The following is a 21420-nucleotide window of genomic DNA, read 5'->3' on the forward strand; positions in this document are numbered from 1 at the left end:
AATTAATACTTTTCGTCTATACTTTGGACACCATACTACATGGTATTTACAGGAATAGACGACATTGTTGTTTGATTCATATGTTATGTTTATATTTATATTATACTATGGCTCATTAGTTAATACAATTACTATTTTGTCCATCTTCAATTACTTGCATAAATTCGATGGACGCGTCTTATATCCCCATAGCTGACGCAAGGGGTTTTACGACGCATTGGATAAAAACCCCATAAAACGGATTTTCAGAACCTTCACAGTAACAAAAAATGGAAAACGCTTCAGAACCCGAAGCTCCAAGAATGTCCATACAGACAAAAGATCTTATAAGATATACCAACCATACCATACACCAGAAAAAAAATCACGCAAAACCCATCCAAAAATTCCACCACAATTCGACACACTCCCAGCCGACAACGAAGCACCTCGACACACTCCCAGCCGACAGCGAAGCACCTCGGCCCACCCCCTTCCCATCAAACCACAAGGAAACTCAGCCTTTCCTCCACGCCGTCCAGCGCAGCGCTGACGGCTCATCCAACTCCCGCCCAACCACCCTAACCCTACCGCCTTGAACCTCACAGCCCGAGCCGGGGATGCTGTCTGGTCTGCCTCTGCAGGAGGGGAGCTGATTCTTGGCTGGCGGAAATCTGCGTTGTTTTTCAAAAGTCCGCTGTCTGAGCGGCTGCAAGACGCGAGTTCGGACTTTTGGAAAACGCTTTTAGCAGATTCCCGGCAGCCTAGAAGCCAGCCCCCGACGAAGCCGCAGACCAGACAGCATCCCCGGCTCGGGCGTACGTTCACCCCCACCACCCTCTTCCCACCAAAATAAAAATCTGCTATAATACAACCACACAACAAAAATCAAAAATAACAAAGCGAACAATCACCAATCAATCGCATTCAAAATCCAAAGAAAGACAAGGTAAAACATAAATGAAATTTCCACCCAACATCAAAATCCCCGACTCCCTCAAAGGAGTCTTCAAAAAAAGCTCCACCCCGGATCCCCTCAGAGAACCCCGGCGCAACCCCAAGGACAACATCCCCCTGAACTTCCGCGAACGCAGCAATGCCCGCGTAAGTCTTATGGCATCCGTCATCGTCCTTGCGATCCTGGTCCTCTTCTTCAATCAGCTGGACTACCGCCTCATCCGCAAACCAGCTATAGACGCCCAGAAAAAAGCCGCGGCAGTCAAAGCCAAGGCCGATCAGGAAGCAGCCGACACCACTGCCGAAACTACCACTGCCTCCGTCATCGCAGTAGGCGACAACCTCTATCACCAGAGTCTCATCGACGCAGGCGCATCCTCTGACGGCAACTGGAACTACGACAAGATCTACACCCACATCCAGGACGCCATCAAGGACGCAGACATCAAAATGATTGATCAGGAAACCGTCTTCACAACCGACCATGACAGCGTAAGCTCCTACCCATCCTTTGCAACACCCACAGAAGTAGGAGACGCCATTATAAAAGCAGGATTCAATGTAGTAGAATCCGCCAACAACCACATCGATGACTTCGGAGAAGGCTTCCTCACAGACACACTGAACTTCTGGAAAACCAAATATCCGGATGTCACACTTCTGGGGATCCATGACTCCCAGGAAGATGCCGACACCGTCAAGATCCGTGAAGTAAACGGTATCAAGATCGCATTTCTGGATTACACCTACGGCACAAACGTAGGCGGCATTGAAGGAAAAGACTACATGATCGACATGATCCGCAAAGACAAGATCACAGCCATGATCCAGAAAGCAAAACAGCAGGCCGACTGCATCATCTTTGTAGCACACTGGGGTACCGAAGACGAAACCATGCCAAACGAATACGAAAAACAGTGGGCAGCCTACCTTATGGAGCAGGGCGTAAATGTCATCATCGGCGGACATCCACATGTACTCCAGCCATATGGCCGCCTTACTGATGACAAAGGCAATGAAACTGTAGTCTTCTACTCTCTGGGAAATTTCGTATCCACCCAGCAGAAGCTGGAAGAACTTCTCGGCGGAATGGCAAAATTCACCATTCAGAAAACCGTACAGGACGGCAAAACCTCAATTGAGATCCTGACCCCTACAGTGGAACCTCTGGTCATGCATTACAACAGCGATGCCGGTGAATTCGGACCATATATGCTTTCCGATTACACAGAAGAACTTGCATCTCAGAACGGTGTACAGTCATACATTGGTTCCGGTGTATTCACTCTTGACAACCTGAAAAAAAAGTTCAACGAGATCATGTCCATGAATGTCACTCCATCCACAGGGACCAACCTCCTGGATGTGACTATTGACACAGACCTGAACATGATCGATGCATCCGGAAATGTCGTAGAAGATACCGACTCCATCACAGCAGAAAAATATTACGCAGATAAAGGCATTGACATCACTTCCGAAGACTTTAACTCTGCTGATAATAACTCAGGCAGCACAGACGACTCCTCGGATGACGGTTCCTACGACGACAGTTACTCTGACGACGGTTCCTACGATGACGGTTCCTACGATGATGGTTCCTACGACGACGGTTCCTACGATGATGGTTCCTACGATGATAGCGAAGAATAGTGATAACTTTTCGTAACCAGTTTATACCCAGATCCATAAAATACCGGAGATCCGGCACCTCTGAAGCCAACACTTCAAAGGCACACAGATCTCCGGTATTTTTATTTTATCTCTTATATTTTCTTTCAAAGATTTCGCTATACAGAATATCAGTATGTAAATATACCAACTCCATAAGCTTCCAACGGATATGCAAAAGAAAACTCCCGGTTGTCACAATTTTTCTTTTCGGCTTTAAATACCTTGCCCTTCGGAAGAAGCCCCTGCTCATCCATGATCAGCTTGTACTGTTTTTTCTTCGGAACGCCTACACGGTAATCCGGACGTGCTACCGGTGTAAAGTTGCATACTATCAGGATATTATTACGTCTTGTAGGAGATTTTCTCACAAAGCTGAAGATACTTCTGTCGCCATCGTTGGCATTGATCCACTCAAATGCAGATGGATCATTATCTGCACCGTAAAGTGCCGGATATTTGCGGTAGATATGCAGAAGATCACTGACATACTGCTGCAACTTCTGATGATTTTCCTCGCCAAGAAGATACCAGTCAAGCTCTCTGGCCTCACTCCACTCACGCAGCTGTCCGAAATCCTGTCCCATAAACAGAAGCTTCTTACCTGGATGACCGAACATAAAAGTATATCCGGCCTTCAGGTTCTTGAATTTATCATCCAGCTCTCCTGGCATCTTCTCCAGCATAGAACACTTCAGATGTACTACCTCATCATGAGACAGAACCAGAACATATTTCTCACTGTATGCATAAGTCATAGAAAATGTCATCTTATTATGATTAAATTTACGGAAATATGGATCTAGCTTCATGTATTCCAGGAAGTCGTTCATCCAGCCCATATTCCACTTCAGAGAGAATCCAAGCCCGTCGTCTTCTGCCTTACCTGTTACCATCGGCCATGCGGTAGATTCCTCTGCGATCATGACAGTTCCATGATTTCTTCCGAGAACAACGGTATTCAGATGCTTAAAAAATTCAATAGCCTCCAGATTCTTGTTTCCGCCGTATTTATTGGCGATCCACTCACCGTCTTTCTTACCGTAATCCAGGTAGAGCATGGATGCAACCGCATCTACACGAAGACCATCAACGTGGCATTCCTCTACCCAGTAAAGAGCGTTTGCGATCAGGAAATTCTTCACCTCCGGACGTCCGTAATTGTAGATCTTGGTTCCCCAATCCGGATGCTCACCCTGTCTCGGATCTGCATGCTCATATACAGCAGTTCCGTCAAAGTTAACCAGTCCGTGTGCATCCTTCGGAAAATGTGCCGGTACCCAGTCAAGAATGATACCGATTTTCTGACGGTGAAGATAATCCACCAGATATTTGAAATCCTGCGGTGTTCCGTAGCGGGAAGTCGGTGCGTAATAGCCGGTTACCTGATAGCCCCAGGAACCGTCAAAAGGATGCTCTGCGATACCCATAAGCTCCACATGGGTGTATCCCATTTTTTTGACATACTGTGCAAGCTTCGGCGCCAGTTCTCTGTAGGAATAGAAACCATCCTCATCCTCTGCTGTCTGCGGATGCTTCATCCAGGAACCCGGATGCACCTCATAGATAGACATGGCACCTGTGTCCGGATCAAAGTTCTCGCGATTTTTCATCCAGGTATCATCTTTCCATTTATAGTTGGTGATATCTGTAATACGAGAGGCTGTTCCGGGACGCATTTCAGCGGCATTGGCATATGGATCTGCCTTGTAAAGCTCCTCACCATGTGCACCTGTAATGTAAAATTTATACAGCTGTCCGATCTTCGCTCCCGGTACAAATGTCTCATAAACGCCAATGGGTCCAACTTTTTTCATGGGATTCTTCTCCGTATCCCATTCGTTGAATTCACCTATAACAGAAACCGCCTGTGCATTAGGTGCCCACACTGCAAAATAAACCCCTTTTTTCCGGTTCTGCGTATCTGGATGTGCTCCCAGCTTCCTGTAAATATCATAATTCGTGCCCTGACCAAACAGATACTGGTCAAGCTCCGTAAATTGTAATTTTTTTCCCATTTTCAGGTACCTCCCTTTATAGTTCTGCCACCGTCCATTCCCCAATTTTAAGTGGAATTTTTTATTCTATAATTATACCAATCCCCATATTTTCAGTCAAGGAAAAACCCTCTCCGGCTAATATGTGTCTATTATCCGACAATGTCAGATAAAGTCAAAAAAGAGACCTGAATGACGCACATTTTGTCATTCAGGTCTCTCCTGTCATTTTTTAGTATTCTTCGCTTCCATCGTCATAAGATTCGTCGTAGGAACCATCATCATAGCTTCCATCATCGGAAGATCCATCCGAATAATCACTTTCGTCAGAGCCATCGGAATAGTCCCCTTCATCGGAAGATCCGTCACTGACATCCGATCCGTCAGAAGAATCGCTTCCATCGGAGCCATCCTCAGAGGAATCCTCTGAATCACTGGAATTTCCTGCATATCCTGCAACACGACCAGCCTGAAGAGAGCTGTCCCAGAAGTCAGAATAGGAAGCACTCTGTAACGTAACATCCTTCGCTTCTGCAAGCTCGCTGACTGTTACAAGCTTATATCCCTGGTCGATCAGTGCCGGGATCAGCTTCTCTGTGGCACACTTCACAGATGGTTCATGAATATCATGCATCAGGATGATAGAACCATCTCCCAAGGAAGAATCATTCATGATCTGATTATAATCTGCATCCGCATCCATCAGCTTCCAGTCCAGAGAATCTGTAGACCACATGAAGAAAGGCTTGCCAACTGCACTCATCTGCTCATCTGTGATCGCGCCATACGGTGCACGACATACCGTTGATGCCTGCCCACAGGCTTTTACCAGTGCATCATCCGTCTTCTGGAACTCCTGCATAACAGAATCCAGATCCATATTCGGCAGCGTCTGTTCCGGATGATCCCAAGTATGGTTACCGATCTCGCAGCCAAGCTTTACCATTCGCTGTATGGTAGATTCACGGCCCTCCACATTCTGTCCCAGCATAAAGAACGTAACATGGATATTATATTTCTCAACAGTATCAAGAAGTGTCTCTGTATACTCTCCAGGACCATCATCAAAAGTCAGAGCGATCATCGGGCGCTTCTTGGAAGGATCATAAGAGCCATCCTCATTAAAATAATAGTCCTTCACACCTTTCTCCACCCATCCGGTCTGCATGTATCCCTTTTTATCAAAGCTGTATGTTGTTCCGTCAATATCCGCAAAACCATTTACATAATATGTACCATCTGGATTCTGATACCACTTTCCTGTAGAATCCTCATGCCATCCCGGAGTCATAACAGAAAGCCTTTCGCCTGCTGCACTGCCCTTTACCGGCATCACCGTTGCATCCGTACCGGAATCCGCGCTGTCTGTATCCGAAGCAGCCGTATCCGTCGATGCCGTACCGTCCTTCGTACTGCTGTCTGTGGAAGCTCCGGCGGTATTTGCCTGAACATTTACTGTCTCCGCATCCTTATTGCTTCCGCCGCCTGCATGGTTGACGATGGGAAGAATTACCCCTCGAACAACAAAAACCAGCAGAAGAATCGCCGCAACTACACAGGTTATCCGCTTCATCATCCGCCGCCGTCTTAACTGCTGCTGTTTTCTGCGCATCCTCTCACGCAAAACTCTTTTGTCCATTTTTTACATCCCCGTTTATATACTCATATCTTTCTTTGATATTTAATGTCTGTCTTTAATCATACCGCATTTAACGCTTAAATACAATGGAAATTCCCGAAAGAATCTCTTAATTTGTTACTGTTCACTCCGTTCTCAGTAACACACTTCGCGATGCACATGTAAAAAAAATGGCACCCGAAACACATTCCGGGCACCACACTTTTTTAGCTGCTGATACTGTCAGATCACTCCTGACCCGCTGCATCCGATGTGCTGCTGTCTGCATCCTGATCCGCCTCGCCGTCTTCCGGCACCATATCTGTAGCCTCTGCCGCTTCTAGCTCTTCATCCACGGTACCTTCCGCACTGCTTCCGTCCGAGGAAGGATCATCTCCGTTTACTCCCTGGGTATCACCGGCAGAAACCTTCTCCTCAACCGTTGCATTGTCCAGGATAAAATCTTCCACTCTGAGAAGTCCGATGGATTCATCCACGGCTGCCTGTCCGTATTTATCTACTAGCGCAGCCAGATCCTTCACACTGTATGCTTTGATCAGTTCATCCTGGATACTGAGAGATTTTTTGTCTTCAAGTGTCATATTCTCCGCATCCATGATCCCCTGTACGATCAGGTTCTGCTTTACTTTAAACTCCGCATACTGACCGCTCTGCTCCTCAAAATCATCCATGGAGATTCCCTGAGCTTTTACAAAATCCTCCAGCGTCATATCACCCTGTTTTGCATAATTCTCATACAGACTGCGAAACTCTGTCTTGGCTGTATCCAGATCCTCCTGTGGATATTCCTTCACTTCAGATGCTGAAAGCACTGTGTTCCATGCAGTTTCACGCAATGTGTTCTGTGCACTTGTCTTCGCTTCATCCTCCAGCGTGGTACGGATTTCCTTCTTGTAATCATCCACACTCTTACAGTCTGTATTCTTGGCTACCCAGGTATCGGTAAGCTCAGGTGCACGCTTAAAGCTCTGCAGAGTGACCTTAAATACCACTTCCTGTCCGGCCAGCTCTTCCGAAGAGTATTCCTTCGGGAAAGTCAGATCGAGATCCTTGGTCTCACCTTTTTTCATTCCGATGATCCCGTCCTCAAATCCGTCGATAAATGTTCCGGAGCCTATGGTCAGCTCATAATTATTTGCAGTACCGCCGTCAAAAGCCACTCCGTCCTTGGTTCCCACATAATTAATGGTAACCACATCTCCGTTCTGAACACTGCCTTCCGTTACTTCCTCAGCCTTGTTCTGAAGTTCTTCCTTGATCCTTCCGTCAACCATATCATCGGTTACAGCTTCTACTGTGTTATCAAGAGTCAGCCCCTTATATTCTCCGATGGTCACATATTTGCTCACATCATCCACGGAAACAAGCCTTGTGTCTCCGGAGGCTGCCTCTTCGCTGTCTTTATTGGAATCCGTTTCTTCTGACTCTTTGGAATCTGCAGATCCGGAATCTTCTTTATCTGTTGTATCCTGCGCTTCTGCTGCAGGTTTTTTGTCATCTTTCTGGTCTGTTGATGTGCCACATGCAGTGATTGCCAGTGCCGCACACAGTGCAAGAACCATGAGATATGCTTTTTTCTTCATAACCTACTCCCTTCATCAAGTACTGTCGGTTCGATTATAATCTTTTTTTATACAGATTTGTAAAGTGTGTTTGCTGTCTTACATTTCCGGTACCGGTGTCGGTCTGGAAGAATCCCACACCTCCGATACATCAAACAGGTCACTGAGCATATCCGGATTGTAATACATTCTGTATCCATCCAGATTCCGTCTTCCCTGACGGAAATATTCACTTGTGATCTGCACAAAATACTGACTGGAATCTACATTGCAGAAATAGCGGTAGCCACGGCTTTTGTAATACTCATACTTCTCATTATCCGAGGTGTATCCTTCCCAATCGCCGATATCCGCACCAAAGGCAAAAATGATCATATCGGTTTTTCCGAGGATGGGTGCCACATATTTTTCCCATTTTTTATTATCGGTCTTCAACTCCGCTGCTGTGGAGCTTGTAGCGTTTCTGTGACCCCAGGTATGGCTTGCAAATTCCCACCCGTCCTTTTTCATGGCCTTCGCCACTTTTTTGGCTGCTTTTACTTCTTTATCATAGTCAAAATCCGGATTGGCCTTGAGAAAAGCCTTCTGGTCATCCTGAAGATTCTTCTTGGTCTTATATGCCCCATCTGTACGGTAGCCCAGAACACCATTATAACCGGTCATTGCCAGGATACCCTTTCTTCCATGATAGGAAAAATCCGGATGTTCTTTGATAAAGGAATCCAGGATCGGCACCACATCGTAATCTCCGGTCACAACTGTACCGTCTGCCTTCTTATACTCGCATTTGATATCTCCGTTGTCGTCGATCACCAGCTTTGTGGCAAATCCGTCTCCGTCCATATAATGATAGTAGCTGACGTCATCCTCTGAAAGAACAAAAGGGATCTTGCCTTCCGGCAGCATGATCTTTCCCTTGCTCATGGTTCCGTCATCATTGATCACAGCCATATCATGAGGACTCACCAGTACGTAACCCTTATCATACATGATCTGGAGCATTTTTTTGAATTCGCTGACTGTGGTCATCATCTGATTATATCCGGCCTCATCGGAATCTCCGTCAAAGGCCAGTGAAGTATTCACGATCAGGGAATGAAAAAATACATGGGTGATATTCTCAAGTGGATATTCCACACAGGCATCTCTTTTTTTCATGTAGGCTGCTGCTGCTTCCTGCATCTTGTCACTGGTGGCAAATTTCCAGTTGTTTTTCAACACGGAGATCGCGCCGGTGTAATCATACTGCTGTGCCAGTTTTTTGGCTTTTTTGAGAAGTGTTTTTTCGTCTGAGGAAGTACTGTCGGAGCTGTTCTCGGCAGCTTCCCTTTTCTGTGTTTCTTTTTCTGCCTTTTTTTCTTCCTTCGGTGTCTCGGTAGCTGCCGGCTGGTCCTCCGGGTCCGCTGCTACTTTGGCTTCTTCGGACTGTTCTTCTTCGGCTTCTGCAGCTTCTGCTTCCGCTTCATCAGACTGTGTATCCTCGTCATCCTGTGTCCCAGAGATCATATTGTCCACCTGAACAGTGACCGGATGGTTTCCGCCCACAAGAAGTGACGCCGCAAGCACTGTTGTCAGTACACCTGCAATTTTTTTCTTCATAATAATATATATGCCCCTTTCTAAAAGTCCCCTCGTATCTCCGGATATGACCGTTACATCGGCGGTACCGGTGTCGGTCTTGCCGGATCAAAAACATCTTTTACGTCAAAAAGATCGGATAACAGTTCCGGGTTATAATACATACGGTATCCATCCAGATTCCGTCTTCCCTGACGGAAGTACCGATCCCGGATCTGTACATAATACTGGCTGGAATCCACGTTGCAGTAATAATTATATCCCTGCCCCTTCAGATATTCGAATTTATCCCCGGAATACTCCTGGTCATTGGTAATGTCGGTTCCAAAAGCAAAAATGATAACATCCGTTCCCCCGATCAGCGGATCTACATTTTTCTTGAAACGTTCGGTATCTGCCTGAAGCTTCTCCAGTGTGACCTGTCCCACATTCTGATGTCCCCAGGTATGGCTCGCAAATTCCCAGCCTTCTGCCTTCATGGCATCGGCAACCTTTTTTGCGGCTGCCCGTTCTTTTTCCAGGCTGAAATCCGGATGTGCATCCAGCCACTGTACTTTATTTTCATCCAGATCTGCCGGACGGGTCTCATAGCTTTCGTCGGTCCGGTATCCCAGGATCCCGTTGTATCCGGTAAGTGCCAGGATTCCTTTTGCACCGCGGTATGAGAAATCCGGATGCTTTTCCACAAAACGGTCGATCAACGGAACCATGTCATAATCTCCCACGGAGACACTTCCGTCATCTTCCACATATTCATTGCGGATCTTTCCTTTATCATCCACGATCAGCTTCGTGGCATAGCCGTCACCGTCCATGTAATGATAATAGCATACATCATCCTGTGAGAGGACAAACGGCGTTTTCCCAGGCGGAAGAAGGATCTCTCCCTCTGTGATATTCCCGTTGTCGTCTGCCTTTGCCATGTCCTTGATGCTTACCATCACATAGCCCTTGTCATACATGGTCTGCGTGATCTTGTTAAACTCATCAATGGTTGTCATGACCTGATTATAATCTGCTTCTTTGTAGTCTCCGTCAAACGCTTTGGATGGATCCTTGATCAGAATATGATAAAAGACATGTGTCACCTTTTCAAGGGGCCATGCCGTACAGGTTGCTTTTATGTCTTCGTATTTTTTTGCAGCTGCCTGCATCTTCTTATCCGAATCATAGGACGGAGCCTTTTTCAGAAGATCGATAGCTTTGTCATAGTTATACTGACTGGCCAGAAGCTCTGCCTCTGCGAGAGTATCTTTGGAAGCGGTCTCTGTATTTTTAGTACCTGCTTCTAAAGCTTTTTCTCCGGAAACAGTCTGTTCTTTCTGTTTGTCAGAAGAAACCATCTTCTCTTTTGAAGCCTTCTCACTTCTGCCCTTCAGCGCACCGACCCCTACGGATGCCCCGACTGCGACGATCATTGCCGCTGTTATGATGGCCAGACGTTTTCTGCGTTCCTTCAGCTGGCGCTTTCTGCGGCGTTTCAATATCTCTTTCCGCCATTCTTCGTACTCCGGAGTCCCCATTTCCGGTCGGGTTCCCCCGGGCTTTTTCTCTTTCATATAATATTTCCTCCATCTCTGGTTTATCCATTACATATGTTAACTCAAAGATAGTTATATCCTGTATTCTCTGCAGCATACACAGATGAACTGCATCGTAATCATTATAACTGGTAACTGCTGAAATTTCCACCGTTCCACCTGTCTTTTTCACTTTTTTAATTGCCTTTTTGACGAAACAATGCTAAAATGTTGTTTGCGTAATGTAACCGATTGCGAAACAAATATATATACAGGGGGATTCTCAAATGAGTACAGTTACCATCGTTCTTCTGGTCATCCTCGTTATTCTGATCGCAGCAGTGATCGCACTCTATTTCTTCGGAAAAAAAGCTCAGAAAAAACAGGACGAACAGCAGGCTCAGATCCAGGCTAACAAGCAGACAGTTTCCATGCTGGTCATCGATAAAAAACGGATGCCGCTGAAAGATTCCGGACTTCCACAGATGGTCATCGACCAGACACCTAAGCTTATGCGCCGGTCCAAGCTTCCGATCGTAAAAGCCAAAGTCGGTCCGAAGATCAACATCCTTATTGCAGATGAAAAAGTTTTTGATCTGATCCCGGTCAAAAAAGAGATCAAAGCTGAAGTCAGCGGCCTTTACATCGTTGGCGTAAAAGGAATCCGTGGTTCTCTCGAAGCACCACAGAAGAAGAAAAAAGGCTTCCTCGCAAGATTCCGTAAATGATCAGAATCCAAAACAGCCGCCATGCTTTCAGGAATTCCCCTGATGTATGGCGGCTATTCTTATGTAGTGTGATTATATATCTTTTATTTTCTGCAGGATCTATAAAACAAAATCCTTGCAGTCTCTTGGCTGTACCTGGATCGCCAGATAGCAGTCTGCCACATGTTCTTCATTCATATCCAGCGCATAATCTGCTTTGATCTGAAGGTTCTCTTCGCTTTCCATCAGCTCCAGATTCGTAGCTGAGATTCCCATCTGAAGTGTTCCGTAAGGGGTAGTATAATAGGTCATGTTTTTTTTGCCCTGTTCAAATACCATGTGTACATTGACCAGTCCCTTCTTGCTGACCTCCAGACCCTTTCCGGATACTTTTATGTAATTGATGGTGGGTTCTGCTGTTTCATCCAGCAGTTCCTCATATCTAAGATAATGAGAACCATTGCGGAAATAATACTGTCCCGGAACAATGATCTCTATAGGTTCCTGATCCCCCTGTGCATCCATCATCTGAAGCCCTCTTACATGGATCAAAACTTCTTTCTGCATTCTTTTCTCCTATCATTTATGTACAGATCTGTTTAATATTTTTCGATATCGATCTTCTGTGTTTTTTCTACGTTATACGGCAGGATGGAATTGGCAAAATCCTTAAACTTCTCTGCAAGATCACTTACATAAAAGCGATACGGGAATTCCTCCTGTGCTACCTCATTGCTGGCAAGATCCAGTCTGGAGAGTAACTTTTTAAGCTCTAGCGCCGTCTCATATGCAGGATTCACAAGGCGGACCTCCTCACCCATGATCTTGCGGATGGTAGATCTTAAAAGAGGATAGTGCGTACATCCGAGGATCAGTGTATCGATCTCCTGCTCCTGCAGCTCCTTCAGATATCTTCTGGCAACTTCCTCGGTGACCGGATCATGATACCAGCCCTCTTCTACCAGCGGAACAAACAGCGGGCACGCTTTTCCGATCACGGTGATCTCCGGATCCAGTTCCTTCAGATAAGAGGCATGGATACCGCTTCCTACCGTGCCCACCGTTCCGATAATGCCCACCCGTTTATTTCTGGTTTCCTGGGCAGCAACTTTGGCACCGGCCTCGATCACTCCAAGGATCGGGATATCCAGTTCATCCTTCACCGCATCCAGAGCAAATGCACTGGCTGTATTACAGGCCACCACAATGGCCTTCACCTTCTGTTCCTGCAGAAAATGAATGATCTGGCGGGAATAACGGATCACCGTTTCTCTGGATTTGCTTCCATAGGGAACTCTGGCTGTGTCTCCGAAATATACGATTTTTTCCGATGGGAGATTGCGCATGATCTCCCGGGCTACTGTCAGTCCTCCGATACCGGAATCAAACACACCCACCGGTGCGTTTCTGTCTATATTCATTGATCTTATCTCCTGAAATAATTAATCGAACGTGATTGGTCCGTTGAAATATTGTATCACCAATCCAGGGCTTGCGCAAGCCAGAAGGATATCTTCACCGGCTTATTTTCCCCGTTGTCCTCTGCTTTTTCAAAGCAGAATTCCGGGTAGATCGTTCCCCACCAGGCATAAAACTGTGGCTGCCGATCACCGGCAGTTCTTCTCTCCCAGGTACTCCCTGCAAGGATCACTGCCGTGAGCAAAAGGAACCCTCCTGCTTTTTTTAATACATGCTTCTTCATTTTTATATGCTCCATGAGCAAGCCCTCCTGTCAAAAATCTTCTGATGATCTTATCCAGAGATATACTGTACGATTTATCGTACTGATCATCATCTGTATTATTAACAGTCCGACTCCCATCTATTCATTACTGCCGTAATCCACTTCCAGAAGCTCACCTTCCACCCATATCTCCGGAAGCCAGGGCAGCGTTCCATCCTGACAGAACTGATGATATACCTCCCGCAGAGTCACACCCTTCTTCTGCTGCCCGGATGTGCGGTTCTCCTGGATTCCCTGAAGGTATTCCCCTATGGAGCTTTCCCGGGCTCCTTTCCAGTGAAAAACATCTCCCAGCATATCCGTCCGGAACACGTAGACATCCTCTCCGATATGCTCTTCCTGCTTCAGATATCCGATCAGTGCTTCCCGGGATCCCTCTTCCAGGATCTGTTCATCCAGGATCAGCACTTCAAGATGACCCAGATCCAGAAATTTTTCCTGAGACCGGTTGTAGACTGCCTCGATCTCCTGAAAGTCCCGGCCGGAAAGAGTCAGCACAGAAATCGGATCTTCGTCCGGTTTTTCCTGTCCGGTAGCTGTACTCATATCCGGCATTGCATATTTCAGCACAAAGCCATTCTCTGAAACACCGGCCCCCAGTGCCAACGGATAAGCTCTTTTTTCCGGTTCTACTGCCGCACAGCCTGATCCCGTCAAAGTGATGACCAGGACAAGTCCTGCCACAGTTACTTTTTTCTTCCGTCTTCCCCGGTTTTCCGTACTGAGAAAAAGCTGTATCACAAGCAGAAACGGCACAAAGATGTACCCCAGATACCAGCCATAATACTCCCGGATCCCCATCCCGTTTCTCTCATACAGGGAAAGCAGCCAGCCTGCTGCCGGGATCCAGTACCGGCCGGTCCCGAATCCGGTTTTTTCCGCGATCTGATTTCCGTAATGAAACAAACTTCCCAGAGAAAACAAAAGTCCGAATACCAGAAACCCCATCCATATCACATCAAATCTCGCCAGTACGTTTCCCGGAAGATCTGCACCCTCCAGAAGAGGCAGTACCGGACAGATCTCGTTTTTAAGGCGTGCACCTCCAAAGACTGACGGAAGAAGGAGCTGCATTCCAAAAATGATCCCGCAAACTGTAAGAAAAGCCAGGATCACAGGTTTTCTGGCACTTCCCTGTTTTTTTGCATACTCCAGCCCGAAAGGAAGAAGTCCTGCTCCTGAAAAAGCACACAAAAGTGTATACAGATCACGGAGCCATCGCTCTCCTGTAAATCCTGTTTCCGGATCTTTCATCACTTCCATAAAGTACTCTGTTTTTCCCTGCCCTGCACATAAAAGCATCAGAAGAAGGATCCCTGCCAGAAAAATCCTTCCGGACACCTCAGCGATCCGCCCTCTTCTCTGCATTCCGCGATGCGTTCCCAGACTACAGGCTGCAACTGCAAGAAGAGACAGCCATTTTCCGGAAATCCCGCTGATCAGACTTTCCGGGATCACCTCCCCCAGAAGGCCCGAAAGAAATGCCGCACTTGCGATCACATATACCAAAAAGAACAGGCCAATAAATCGTACAGTAAAACTTCCTGTCCTTTTGGAAAGCTCTCCATATGCAGGTGTCAGACGTATCAACCAGATCACATAAAAAGAGAGCACTACGGCCGCAGCAGCTGTCCCTGCCATGGCACTGATGCCCAACATCGCTCCATTCTTAAACAGGCACAGCAGAAACGGCGCCGGAAACACCAGTATGATCTGCCGAAAAAGCTGTCTGTGGGAAATCCTGTTATTCTCCGCAAATCTCATAACCTTTATCCTTTCCGGCTCCATGGCCTTGTCCGAAGCCTGCGTTTCTGGGCATTTCTGGCATACAGCGGCCGGAATTCCCGCTTCCGGAAGGGCTGTCGCAAAATCCTTCCACCGGTTTCCGCCTCACTGTTCTTCTCTACAAAAGGTACCAGATATGGGACACCGAAGCTTAAAAGTCCTGCCAGATGCGCCATGGTGAGATACAGTCCCAACACGATTCCGAATATACCTAGAAATCCTCCCAGAAACAGAAAAGCGTACTTCAGAAGCCGGAATGCAGAAGCAAATTCCTCATTAGGTATAGCCAGTGATCCCAGTGCTGTCAGTGCCACGATGATCACTACCACCGGGCTGACAAGATTGGCCTCCACCGCAGCCTGTCCGATGATCAGTCCTCCTACGATCCCAATGGCATTTCCAAGAGCTCCCGGGATCCGCACACCAGCCTCCCGTATCAACTCAAAAGACAGTTCCAGGAACACCAGCTCCACTACACTGGAAAATGGAACGCCCTCTCTTGCCTGTGCAAAGGAAAGGATCAGATTCGCCGGAAGGATCTGTGTATGAAACCGGATCACAGCCAGATAAAGTCCGGGGAGCAGCGTTGCCACAGCCATGGCCAGATACCGGAGCACCCGCAGGAAGGATGCCATCTCAAAACGGTTGTACCAGTCTTCACTGCTTTCCATAAAACTGTTGAATGCTCCGGGAACCACCAGTGCCACCGGCGAATTGTCGCAGAGCAGAACTGCTTTTCCATTCAGCAGCTCCTGGGCTGCCCGATCCGGCCGCTCCGTTGTCTGAAACTGAGGAAAGGGAGAATACCATGCTTCTTCTGTCAGCTGTTCCAGCATCCCGCTGTCCAGGATCCCGTCCACTGCAAAAGATTCCAGGCGCTCTTTCACAGCAGTCAGAAGCTCCTCATGGACCAGATCCTCCACATAAAGAAGCTGTACCACCGTATTGGAGCGTACACCGATGCTGCTCTGCTCCACCTTCAACCTGGTATCCCGGATCCGCTTTCTCACAAGGGCCGCATTGGTTTTTACACTGTCACAGAAGCCCTCCTTGGAGCCTCTGAGAACCTTTTCCGTTTTCACCTCTGATACAGCCAGCCCCGGATATCCTTTACTGGAAATTTTCATTGCTTTGTCGTATCCATCCAGAAAGAAAACTGCATTTCCCGAAAGAATGGCACCAAATACCTCCTCCATGGAAGACAGCTCCTTCACATCTGCAATTCCAAGACTGTTTCGGCGGATAAATTCCCGGATCTTTTCCTCCGGGATCTCCCAGAAATGATTGATCATTTTTCCGATAGCAGAATCATCCAGCATCATGTTTGAAACCGCAACCTCAATATAGACCATCAGACAGTCCGCCTTATGTCCCTCACCAAGGCGCATGGGCCTGATCAGGATATCATCGCAGTTTTCACACCGTTTCCGGATATACGATTCATTTTCATGAAGAGATATCGATATCTTCTTTGTTTCCATAAAGCCACCATCCTTTACAGCAAGTTCCCCCCACTGCTTATTGCTTTTCGCAATTGAAACAGGGAACTTACTTGATTCGGTTAAAAAAAAGAGATGCCCCAATGACATCTCTCTTAATATTCCCGCATATCCGGTTCTTATTCTTTTTTCTCGGCCTCTTTGGCCTCATTCTCCGCGCGGATAGTACGGATGATCGCTTTTCGTTGATTCTCCAGATGATGGAAAGAAATATCCTGCGCCTTTTGCACATCTCCTTCACGGATGGCTTTTACCAGCTCTTCATGCTCACTGACCAGAAGATTTCTTGTCTGCTCCTCCTTCAGATACTCTACACGATAGCGATACATCTGCTCACGGAGATTATTCAGGACCTGATTCAGACGCTTATTATCAGAAGCCTGATATATGATCTCGTGGAAAGCCACATCGGTTTCCGCCAGACGGACCAGATTTCCCTCTGCTTTTGTTTTTTCAAATTCCTTGGCTGCCACCCAGAGCCTTCCCAGCTCATCCTCTGTGATCAGCTTGCACGCTTTTTCTATGGCAACATTTTCGAGGGCGATACGCACCTCCAGAACATCGTTCAGATCCTTTTCTGTGATGCTGGCTACCTGTGCACCTCTGCGTGGGATCATCACTACAAGACCTTCCTGCTCCAGCTTGCGCATAGCCTCACGCACCGGTGTTCTGCTCACGCCAAGACGCTCTGCAAGGGCAATCTCCAGAAGTCTTTCGCCCGGCTTCAGCTCTCCCTTCAGGATTGCCTGCCGCAAGGTGTTAAAAACAACATCCCGAAGCGGCAGATATTCATTCATATCCACAGAAAAATCACTTGTCATTTGTAACTCCTCCATCTCTATTGTAAATATCCGTGGCAAATACAGTCTTTGCAAGCCCGCTCTTTCTGAGGCTTCTGGCTGCCGCGGCCATCTTATCCCTGTTATCAAAGATTCCAAACACAGTAGGACCGCTTCCGCTCATCACGGCTTTCAGCGCACCTTTTTCTTCCATAAGGTTCTTGATATTGCCGATCACAGGATACTGTCGGATGATCCCCGGTTCAAATACATTCTCCATTCTGGATGCCATGGCATACAGATCATTATTTCTGATAGCTCCGATGAGTCCATCGATGTCCGGATGTTTTCCGATCCCTTCCAGATTCAGATTCTCATAGGCTGTTTTTGTGGAAACATTGATTCCCGGTTTTCCTATCAGAACATAACATTTCGGAACTTCCGGAAGTCTGGTCAGCTTCTCTCCGATTCCCTCCGCAAGAGCTGTTCCCCGCATGATACAATACGGAACATCTGCTCCGACCTTTACTGCACGTTCCATCAGCTGTTCTTCGGTAAGCCCTAAATGGAACATCCGGTTCACACCCACAAATGCGGCCGCTGCATCGGAGCTGCCTCCTGCCATGCCTGCTGCCACCGGGATAAATTTACGAAGCTTGATGGAAAGTCCCTCTTCAACATCGAACTCCTCCATCAGCATCTGTGCTGCCTTATATACAAGATTTCTCTGATCTGTAGGAATAAACGGAAGATTGGTCGTCAGTACGATCCCCGGCCGTCTGGTCTTTCTGATATCCAGGATATCATACATACGGATGGTCTGCATGATCATGCGTACCTCATGATAACCGTCCTCTCTCTTTCCCAGAACATCAAGTCCGAGATTGATCTTTGCCATTGCTTTTAAACGCATAAGCCCCTCCATTTGTACTTTGTATACAGTATTTATACATGTATTTTATATGATTTTTACATTCTTTTCAACAGCAAAATATTCCACTTTTTATTTGATCTGACCTTCCACTTTTTTCACAACAAGAAGCGGAGTTCCCGGAGAGGGTTCCTGATTTTCCTTAAGAGCATTGATCGTCCGGATCTCCTGGATAGATGTGTGATATTTCCTTGCGATATCCCACAATTCATCTCCCGGTTTTACCATATAAACCAGGATTCCCGGCATAGCCTGGAGTTTTTTCATATCCAGTGGTTTTTCCTCTACTTTCTCAATGATAAATACCGGTTCTCTGGCAACTGCCAGAAGCTCCAGTCCTACAGTTGCCCGGATCTCGATCTCATTTCCATCTGCCATGGCTGCGGAAAGCTGCTCCAGCTTTGCTTTTAACTGATAACAGCTGTCCTGTCGGATCCCTCTTGCTTCCACCATATGGGAAAACGGTATCATTGCCTCCATGGAATAAAACGGCATATCATCATTTCCAATAATGTACAGGATCTTCAGCATGACCACGCCATCTGCCTGCACACCGTTCTCTACGATCCTGGTCTTATCAATCTTCACTTTTCCCTGACTGTGACACAGCTGGAGGACTTTTCCCTGAGTCTCCTTTACCTGGATCCTGTCACTGATCCTGCATCTGGAAAAATTACGTACCAGAAGCCGTTCCAGTACCTCATTCTTTCCTTCCGGAACACATTCACGGATCGGTGTATACACATCGGTAATGAGATCATATTCCTCTTCCCTGAAAAATTTCATATCCAGCTCCAGCACAACATCCGAAACAAGGATCCGTTCTTCCCCATCGACATCCGGTTTGGCCTCCAGACTCTGATGCATCACCGAAGCTTCGATCAGCGGGATCAGTTCCTCCGTGCAGTCCGGACATTCCACTTCTCCGGAAAAAGGCAGCGAATATTCCAGCCACTGCACCGGGGCTTCTGTATCTTCAGCTCCGTACAGCACAAAAACGGACAGCTCTCCTCTTGCCTTTACCACATTTTCCTCCGGTTTCAGATCCAGCCCCCGTATATCCATAGTATACCAAATCAGGCTGGCGATATCCGGACGATTGGAGGCAATGGTATACTCATCCTTGATCCGGAGTGTATCTTTTTTATGTACGGTAAGTCCCAGAAAACGGACTGTTTTTTTTCTGACGGATACCTCTTCTGCATCCAGCGCCACCGGCAGGCGGATCTGTTCTGTTTCATCCACAGTCGCACAAAAAGTTACCAACGCTTTGATATTGAGCTTTCTGGAATGGATCAGGCGGATCGTAAGATCTTCAATTTCCCACTTCAGACACATTTTATCCCCGTTTATGATATTCTTCAGGTTCAAGGTTTCCTCAAATGGAAGTTTTGCAGTAAGACTGCTGACGATCCCTCTTTCTTCCCCCACATAAAGGATATCTACCTGCAGATTTCCCGTAAGAATACCTTTCCCGTCAGTAAGACGGACATCATCCATAATGATCCTGCCCTTATTCTGGATCAGTCTTCCTGCATCCGGTTTTGCATCCGGTACATTAAAATCCTCATCAAAAGTGATCTGACTTTTTGCCCTGCTTTTTTCCTTTAATATCTGCATGCTTTCTTTTTTTAATTCCACAGTCTATTCCCCTTTCTCCGACTCTTTTTTCACCGGACTGCTGCTTTCCCGGAACGTTACCGGCTTTTCCTGTTTCCGGGTTTTTATCACAATGCAGGGATAGGACGGAACTCCTGCCTCCTTAAGATCCTCCGGTCCAAGAAGTTTTGTAACAAAAAATATCCCATTCGAGGATTCTCCAAGCTCCTCTACCTGGATGCTGTATCCGCCACTCATCTGCCGCCCGTACCCTTTGGCCAGGTAAAGATCCTCTCCGGTTTCATAACTCAGCTGAAATTCCTTTTCCTTTTTTTCTTCCATAAGCCTGGAAAGCTCCTCCGGGATATCCCGGCGTTCCACAACGATGTAATCTACCGGTTTTCGTTCTTCTTCCTCCACCCGGACAAATTGACACCCGGAAAGCAGCAGTGCCAGCACGGCAGCTGTCAGCACGATCCGCAGAAATACTGCTTTTTTCATAATATAAGCCACCTGCATGATTCGTTACTGTTCACTCCGTTCTCAGTAACACGCTTTGCGGAAGATCACCAGTAAACAGTAACCATTATTCAGTATTTATTCTATGTGAGCAGGGAAAGATTTATTGCAACTATCGGATTTTCTTCGTATAATATAAAAATACCATCTTACTGCGGAACTCTCCGCAAGTATCTATAACAGAAAGGACAAAAGACATGATTCGATTCATACTTGTTTGTATCGTGGTGATCGCCTATCTGGTGCTGACCATTCCGGTTCTCCTTGTAGAATGGATCATCGGGAAATTTTCTCCCATGACTAAGGATATCAGCTCTCTGCGCATGGTACAGACCATATTCAAATTCATCCTGTGGATCACAGGCGCCAAAGTCACCGTTATCGGCGAAGAAAACGTTCCAAAGGATCAGGCTGTTCTCTATGTAGCAAACCACCGGAGCTATTTCGACATCCTGCTCACCTACAGCCGCTGTCCGATCCGCACCGGCTATGTTGCCAAGAAGGAAATGGAACATTATCCGCTGCTCTCCAACTGGATGCGCAATCTCTACTGTCTCTTTCTCGACAGAGAGGATATCAAGCAGGGTCTGAAAACGATCCTCCAGGCCGCAGACTATGTGAAATCCGGCATTTCCGTATGTATCTTCCCGGAAGGAACCAGAAATAAGAATGCTGATGAAACAGAAATGCTGCCTTTCCATGACGGCAGCTTCAAGATCGCAGCCAGAGCCAAAAGCCCGATCATTCCTATTGCGATCAGCAACTCTGCCAATATCTGGGAGGCCAATTTCCCGAAGATGACACCTACACACGTAGTGATCGAATATGGCAAGCCTATCATTCCTTCAGAGCTTGACCGGGATACTCAGCGCCGCTTAGGTTCCTATACACAGGATATCATCAAAGAAATGCTGATCAAAAACAAAGAACTGGTGTGAACATCAAAAAAACCAT

At 46.9% G+C, this 21420-nt stretch carries 18 protein-coding genes; 3 read left to right on the forward strand and 15 right to left on the reverse strand.

Features of this window, described 5'->3' with window-relative positions; translation table 11 throughout:
* Nucleotides 1-93 (reverse strand): transposase (locus tag LKD46_RS14795; protein WP_227574317.1); only part of this gene is annotated, 93 nt, incomplete at its 3' end.
* A gap of 846 nt (nt 94-939) precedes the next feature.
* Between LKD46_RS14795 and LKD46_RS14800 the strand changes: the two genes are divergently transcribed.
* A complete protein-coding gene (locus LKD46_RS14800; RefSeq protein WP_227574304.1) occupies nt 940-2589 on the forward strand; it encodes a CapA family protein in 1650 nt (549 codons plus the stop codon).
* 149 nt (nt 2590-2738) lie between these two features.
* On the opposite strand, the gene glgB is transcribed toward LKD46_RS14800, so the two are convergent.
* The 5 genes from glgB to LKD46_RS14825 form a co-directional block, all read right to left on the reverse strand.
* Nucleotides 2739-4625, reverse strand: a complete 1887-nt coding sequence (gene glgB, locus LKD46_RS14805) for a 1,4-alpha-glucan branching protein GlgB (RefSeq protein ID WP_110104071.1) — start codon at nt 4623-4625, stop codon at nt 2739-2741.
* A gap of 211 nt (nt 4626-4836) precedes the next feature.
* Complete coding sequence (locus tag LKD46_RS14810; RefSeq protein WP_021653064.1) at nt 4837-6243, reverse strand: polysaccharide deacetylase family protein; 1407 nt, start codon at nt 6241-6243, stop codon at nt 4837-4839.
* A gap of 227 nt (nt 6244-6470) precedes the next feature.
* Nucleotides 6471-7826: a trigger factor gene (tig, locus tag LKD46_RS14815; RefSeq protein WP_022427308.1), complete on the reverse strand. Its 1356-nt coding sequence runs from the start codon at nt 7824-7826 to the stop codon at nt 6471-6473.
* A gap of 78 nt (nt 7827-7904) precedes the next feature.
* Nucleotides 7905-9404 carry a polysaccharide deacetylase family protein gene (locus tag LKD46_RS14820; protein ID WP_227574305.1) on the reverse strand — a complete coding sequence of 500 codons (1500 nt, stop codon included), beginning with the start codon at nt 9402-9404 and terminating at the stop codon, nt 7905-7907.
* Nucleotides 9405-9457: 53 nt separating this feature from the next.
* Nucleotides 9458-10942 (reverse strand): polysaccharide deacetylase family protein, encoded by a 1485-nt coding sequence (locus LKD46_RS14825; RefSeq protein WP_330603430.1) that lies wholly within the window; start codon nt 10940-10942, stop codon nt 9458-9460.
* Between the two features lie 248 nt (nt 10943-11190).
* Between LKD46_RS14825 and LKD46_RS14830 the strand changes: the two genes are divergently transcribed.
* Nucleotides 11191-11631 (forward strand): type IV pilin, encoded by a 441-nt coding sequence (locus LKD46_RS14830; RefSeq protein WP_021653070.1) that lies wholly within the window; start codon nt 11191-11193, stop codon nt 11629-11631.
* Nucleotides 11632-11730: 99 nt separating this feature from the next.
* Here the strand turns inward: LKD46_RS14830 and LKD46_RS14835 are convergent, their stop codons facing one another.
* The 9 genes from LKD46_RS14835 to LKD46_RS14875 all read right to left on the reverse strand — a co-directional run bounded on the left by LKD46_RS14835 (nt 11731) and on the right by LKD46_RS14875 (nt 20448).
* Nucleotides 11731-12177 (reverse strand): YwiB family protein, encoded by a 447-nt coding sequence (locus LKD46_RS14835; protein WP_227574306.1) that lies wholly within the window; start codon nt 12175-12177, stop codon nt 11731-11733.
* A 32-nt stretch (nt 12178-12209) separates the two neighbouring features.
* On the reverse strand, nt 12210-13031 hold the full coding sequence (gene murI / locus LKD46_RS14840; RefSeq protein ID WP_227574307.1) for a glutamate racemase: 822 nt from the start codon (nt 13029-13031) through the stop codon (nt 12210-12212).
* A gap of 56 nt (nt 13032-13087) precedes the next feature.
* Nucleotides 13088-13327 (reverse strand): hypothetical protein, encoded by a 240-nt coding sequence (locus tag LKD46_RS14845; protein ID WP_021653073.1) that lies wholly within the window; start codon nt 13325-13327, stop codon nt 13088-13090.
* A 105-nt stretch (nt 13328-13432) separates the two neighbouring features.
* Complete coding sequence (locus LKD46_RS14850) at nt 13433-15118, reverse strand: GerAB/ArcD/ProY family transporter (protein WP_227574308.1); 1686 nt, start codon at nt 15116-15118, stop codon at nt 13433-13435.
* Between the two features lie 5 nt (nt 15119-15123).
* Nucleotides 15124-16620, reverse strand: coding sequence for a spore germination protein (locus LKD46_RS14855; RefSeq protein ID WP_227574309.1), 1497 nt, complete (start codon nt 16618-16620; stop codon nt 15124-15126).
* A gap of 137 nt (nt 16621-16757) precedes the next feature.
* Nucleotides 16758-17459 (reverse strand): GntR family transcriptional regulator, encoded by a 702-nt coding sequence (locus LKD46_RS14860; protein ID WP_022427303.1) that lies wholly within the window; start codon nt 17457-17459, stop codon nt 16758-16760.
* Nucleotides 17449-18330: a 4-(cytidine 5'-diphospho)-2-C-methyl-D-erythritol kinase gene (ispE, locus tag LKD46_RS14865; RefSeq protein ID WP_015525345.1), complete on the reverse strand. Its 882-nt coding sequence runs from the start codon at nt 18328-18330 to the stop codon at nt 17449-17451. Before ispE ends, LKD46_RS14860 begins: the two co-directional genes overlap by 11 nt.
* A gap of 90 nt (nt 18331-18420) precedes the next feature.
* Entirely contained in the window at nt 18421-19989 is a 1569-nt protein-coding gene (locus LKD46_RS14870) for a DUF3794 and LysM peptidoglycan-binding domain-containing protein (protein WP_059086294.1), read from the reverse strand.
* A 3-nt stretch (nt 19990-19992) separates the two neighbouring features.
* On the reverse strand, nt 19993-20448 hold the full coding sequence (locus LKD46_RS14875; protein WP_227574310.1) for a protease complex subunit PrcB family protein: 456 nt from the start codon (nt 20446-20448) through the stop codon (nt 19993-19995).
* A 215-nt stretch (nt 20449-20663) separates the two neighbouring features.
* On the opposite strand from LKD46_RS14875, the gene LKD46_RS14880 reads away from it, so the two are divergent.
* Nucleotides 20664-21404, forward strand: coding sequence for a lysophospholipid acyltransferase family protein (locus tag LKD46_RS14880; protein ID WP_227574311.1), 741 nt, complete (start codon nt 20664-20666; stop codon nt 21402-21404).
* Nucleotides 21405-21420 lie beyond the last annotated feature (16 nt).

Source organism: Blautia fusiformis (assembly GCF_020686995.1).
Taxonomy (GTDB): domain Bacteria; phylum Bacillota; class Clostridia; order Lachnospirales; family Lachnospiraceae; genus Blautia_A; species Blautia_A fusiformis.

Excerpts from the sequence above, each read along its gene's own strand:
- LKD46_RS14800 (WP_227574304.1), top strand. The coding sequence starts at position 940 with ATGAAATTTCCACCCAACATCAAAATCCCCGACTCCCTCAAAGGAGTC.
- glgB (WP_110104071.1), bottom strand. The coding sequence starts at position 4,625 with ATGGGAAAAAAATTACAATTTACGGAGCTTGACCAGTATCTGTTTGGT.
- LKD46_RS14810 (WP_021653064.1), bottom strand. The coding sequence starts at position 6,243 with ATGGACAAAAGAGTTTTGCGTGAGAGGATGCGCAGAAAACAGCAGCAG.
- tig (WP_022427308.1), bottom strand. The coding sequence starts at position 7,826 with ATGAAGAAAAAAGCATATCTCATGGTTCTTGCACTGTGTGCGGCACTG.
- LKD46_RS14820 (WP_227574305.1), bottom strand. The coding sequence starts at position 9,404 with ATGAAGAAAAAAATTGCAGGTGTACTGACAACAGTGCTTGCGGCGTCA.
- LKD46_RS14825 (WP_330603430.1), bottom strand. The coding sequence starts at position 10,942 with ATGAAAGAGAAAAAGCCCGGGGGAACCCGACCGGAAATGGGGACTCCG.
- LKD46_RS14830 (WP_021653070.1), top strand. The coding sequence starts at position 11,191 with ATGAGTACAGTTACCATCGTTCTTCTGGTCATCCTCGTTATTCTGATC.
- LKD46_RS14835 (WP_227574306.1), bottom strand. The coding sequence starts at position 12,177 with ATGCAGAAAGAAGTTTTGATCCATGTAAGAGGGCTTCAGATGATGGAT.
- murI (WP_227574307.1), bottom strand. The coding sequence starts at position 13,031 with ATGAATATAGACAGAAACGCACCGGTGGGTGTGTTTGATTCCGGTATC.
- LKD46_RS14845 (WP_021653073.1), bottom strand. The coding sequence starts at position 13,327 with ATGGAGCATATAAAAATGAAGAAGCATGTATTAAAAAAAGCAGGAGGG.
- LKD46_RS14850 (WP_227574308.1), bottom strand. The coding sequence starts at position 15,118 with ATGAGATTTGCGGAGAATAACAGGATTTCCCACAGACAGCTTTTTCGG.
- LKD46_RS14855 (WP_227574309.1), bottom strand. The coding sequence starts at position 16,620 with ATGGAAACAAAGAAGATATCGATATCTCTTCATGAAAATGAATCGTAT.
- LKD46_RS14860 (WP_022427303.1), bottom strand. The coding sequence starts at position 17,459 with ATGACAAGTGATTTTTCTGTGGATATGAATGAATATCTGCCGCTTCGG.
- ispE (WP_015525345.1), bottom strand. The coding sequence starts at position 18,330 with ATGCGTTTAAAAGCAATGGCAAAGATCAATCTCGGACTTGATGTTCTG.
- LKD46_RS14875 (WP_227574310.1), bottom strand. The coding sequence starts at position 20,448 with ATGAAAAAAGCAGTATTTCTGCGGATCGTGCTGACAGCTGCCGTGCTG.
- LKD46_RS14880 (WP_227574311.1), top strand. The coding sequence starts at position 20,664 with ATGATTCGATTCATACTTGTTTGTATCGTGGTGATCGCCTATCTGGTG.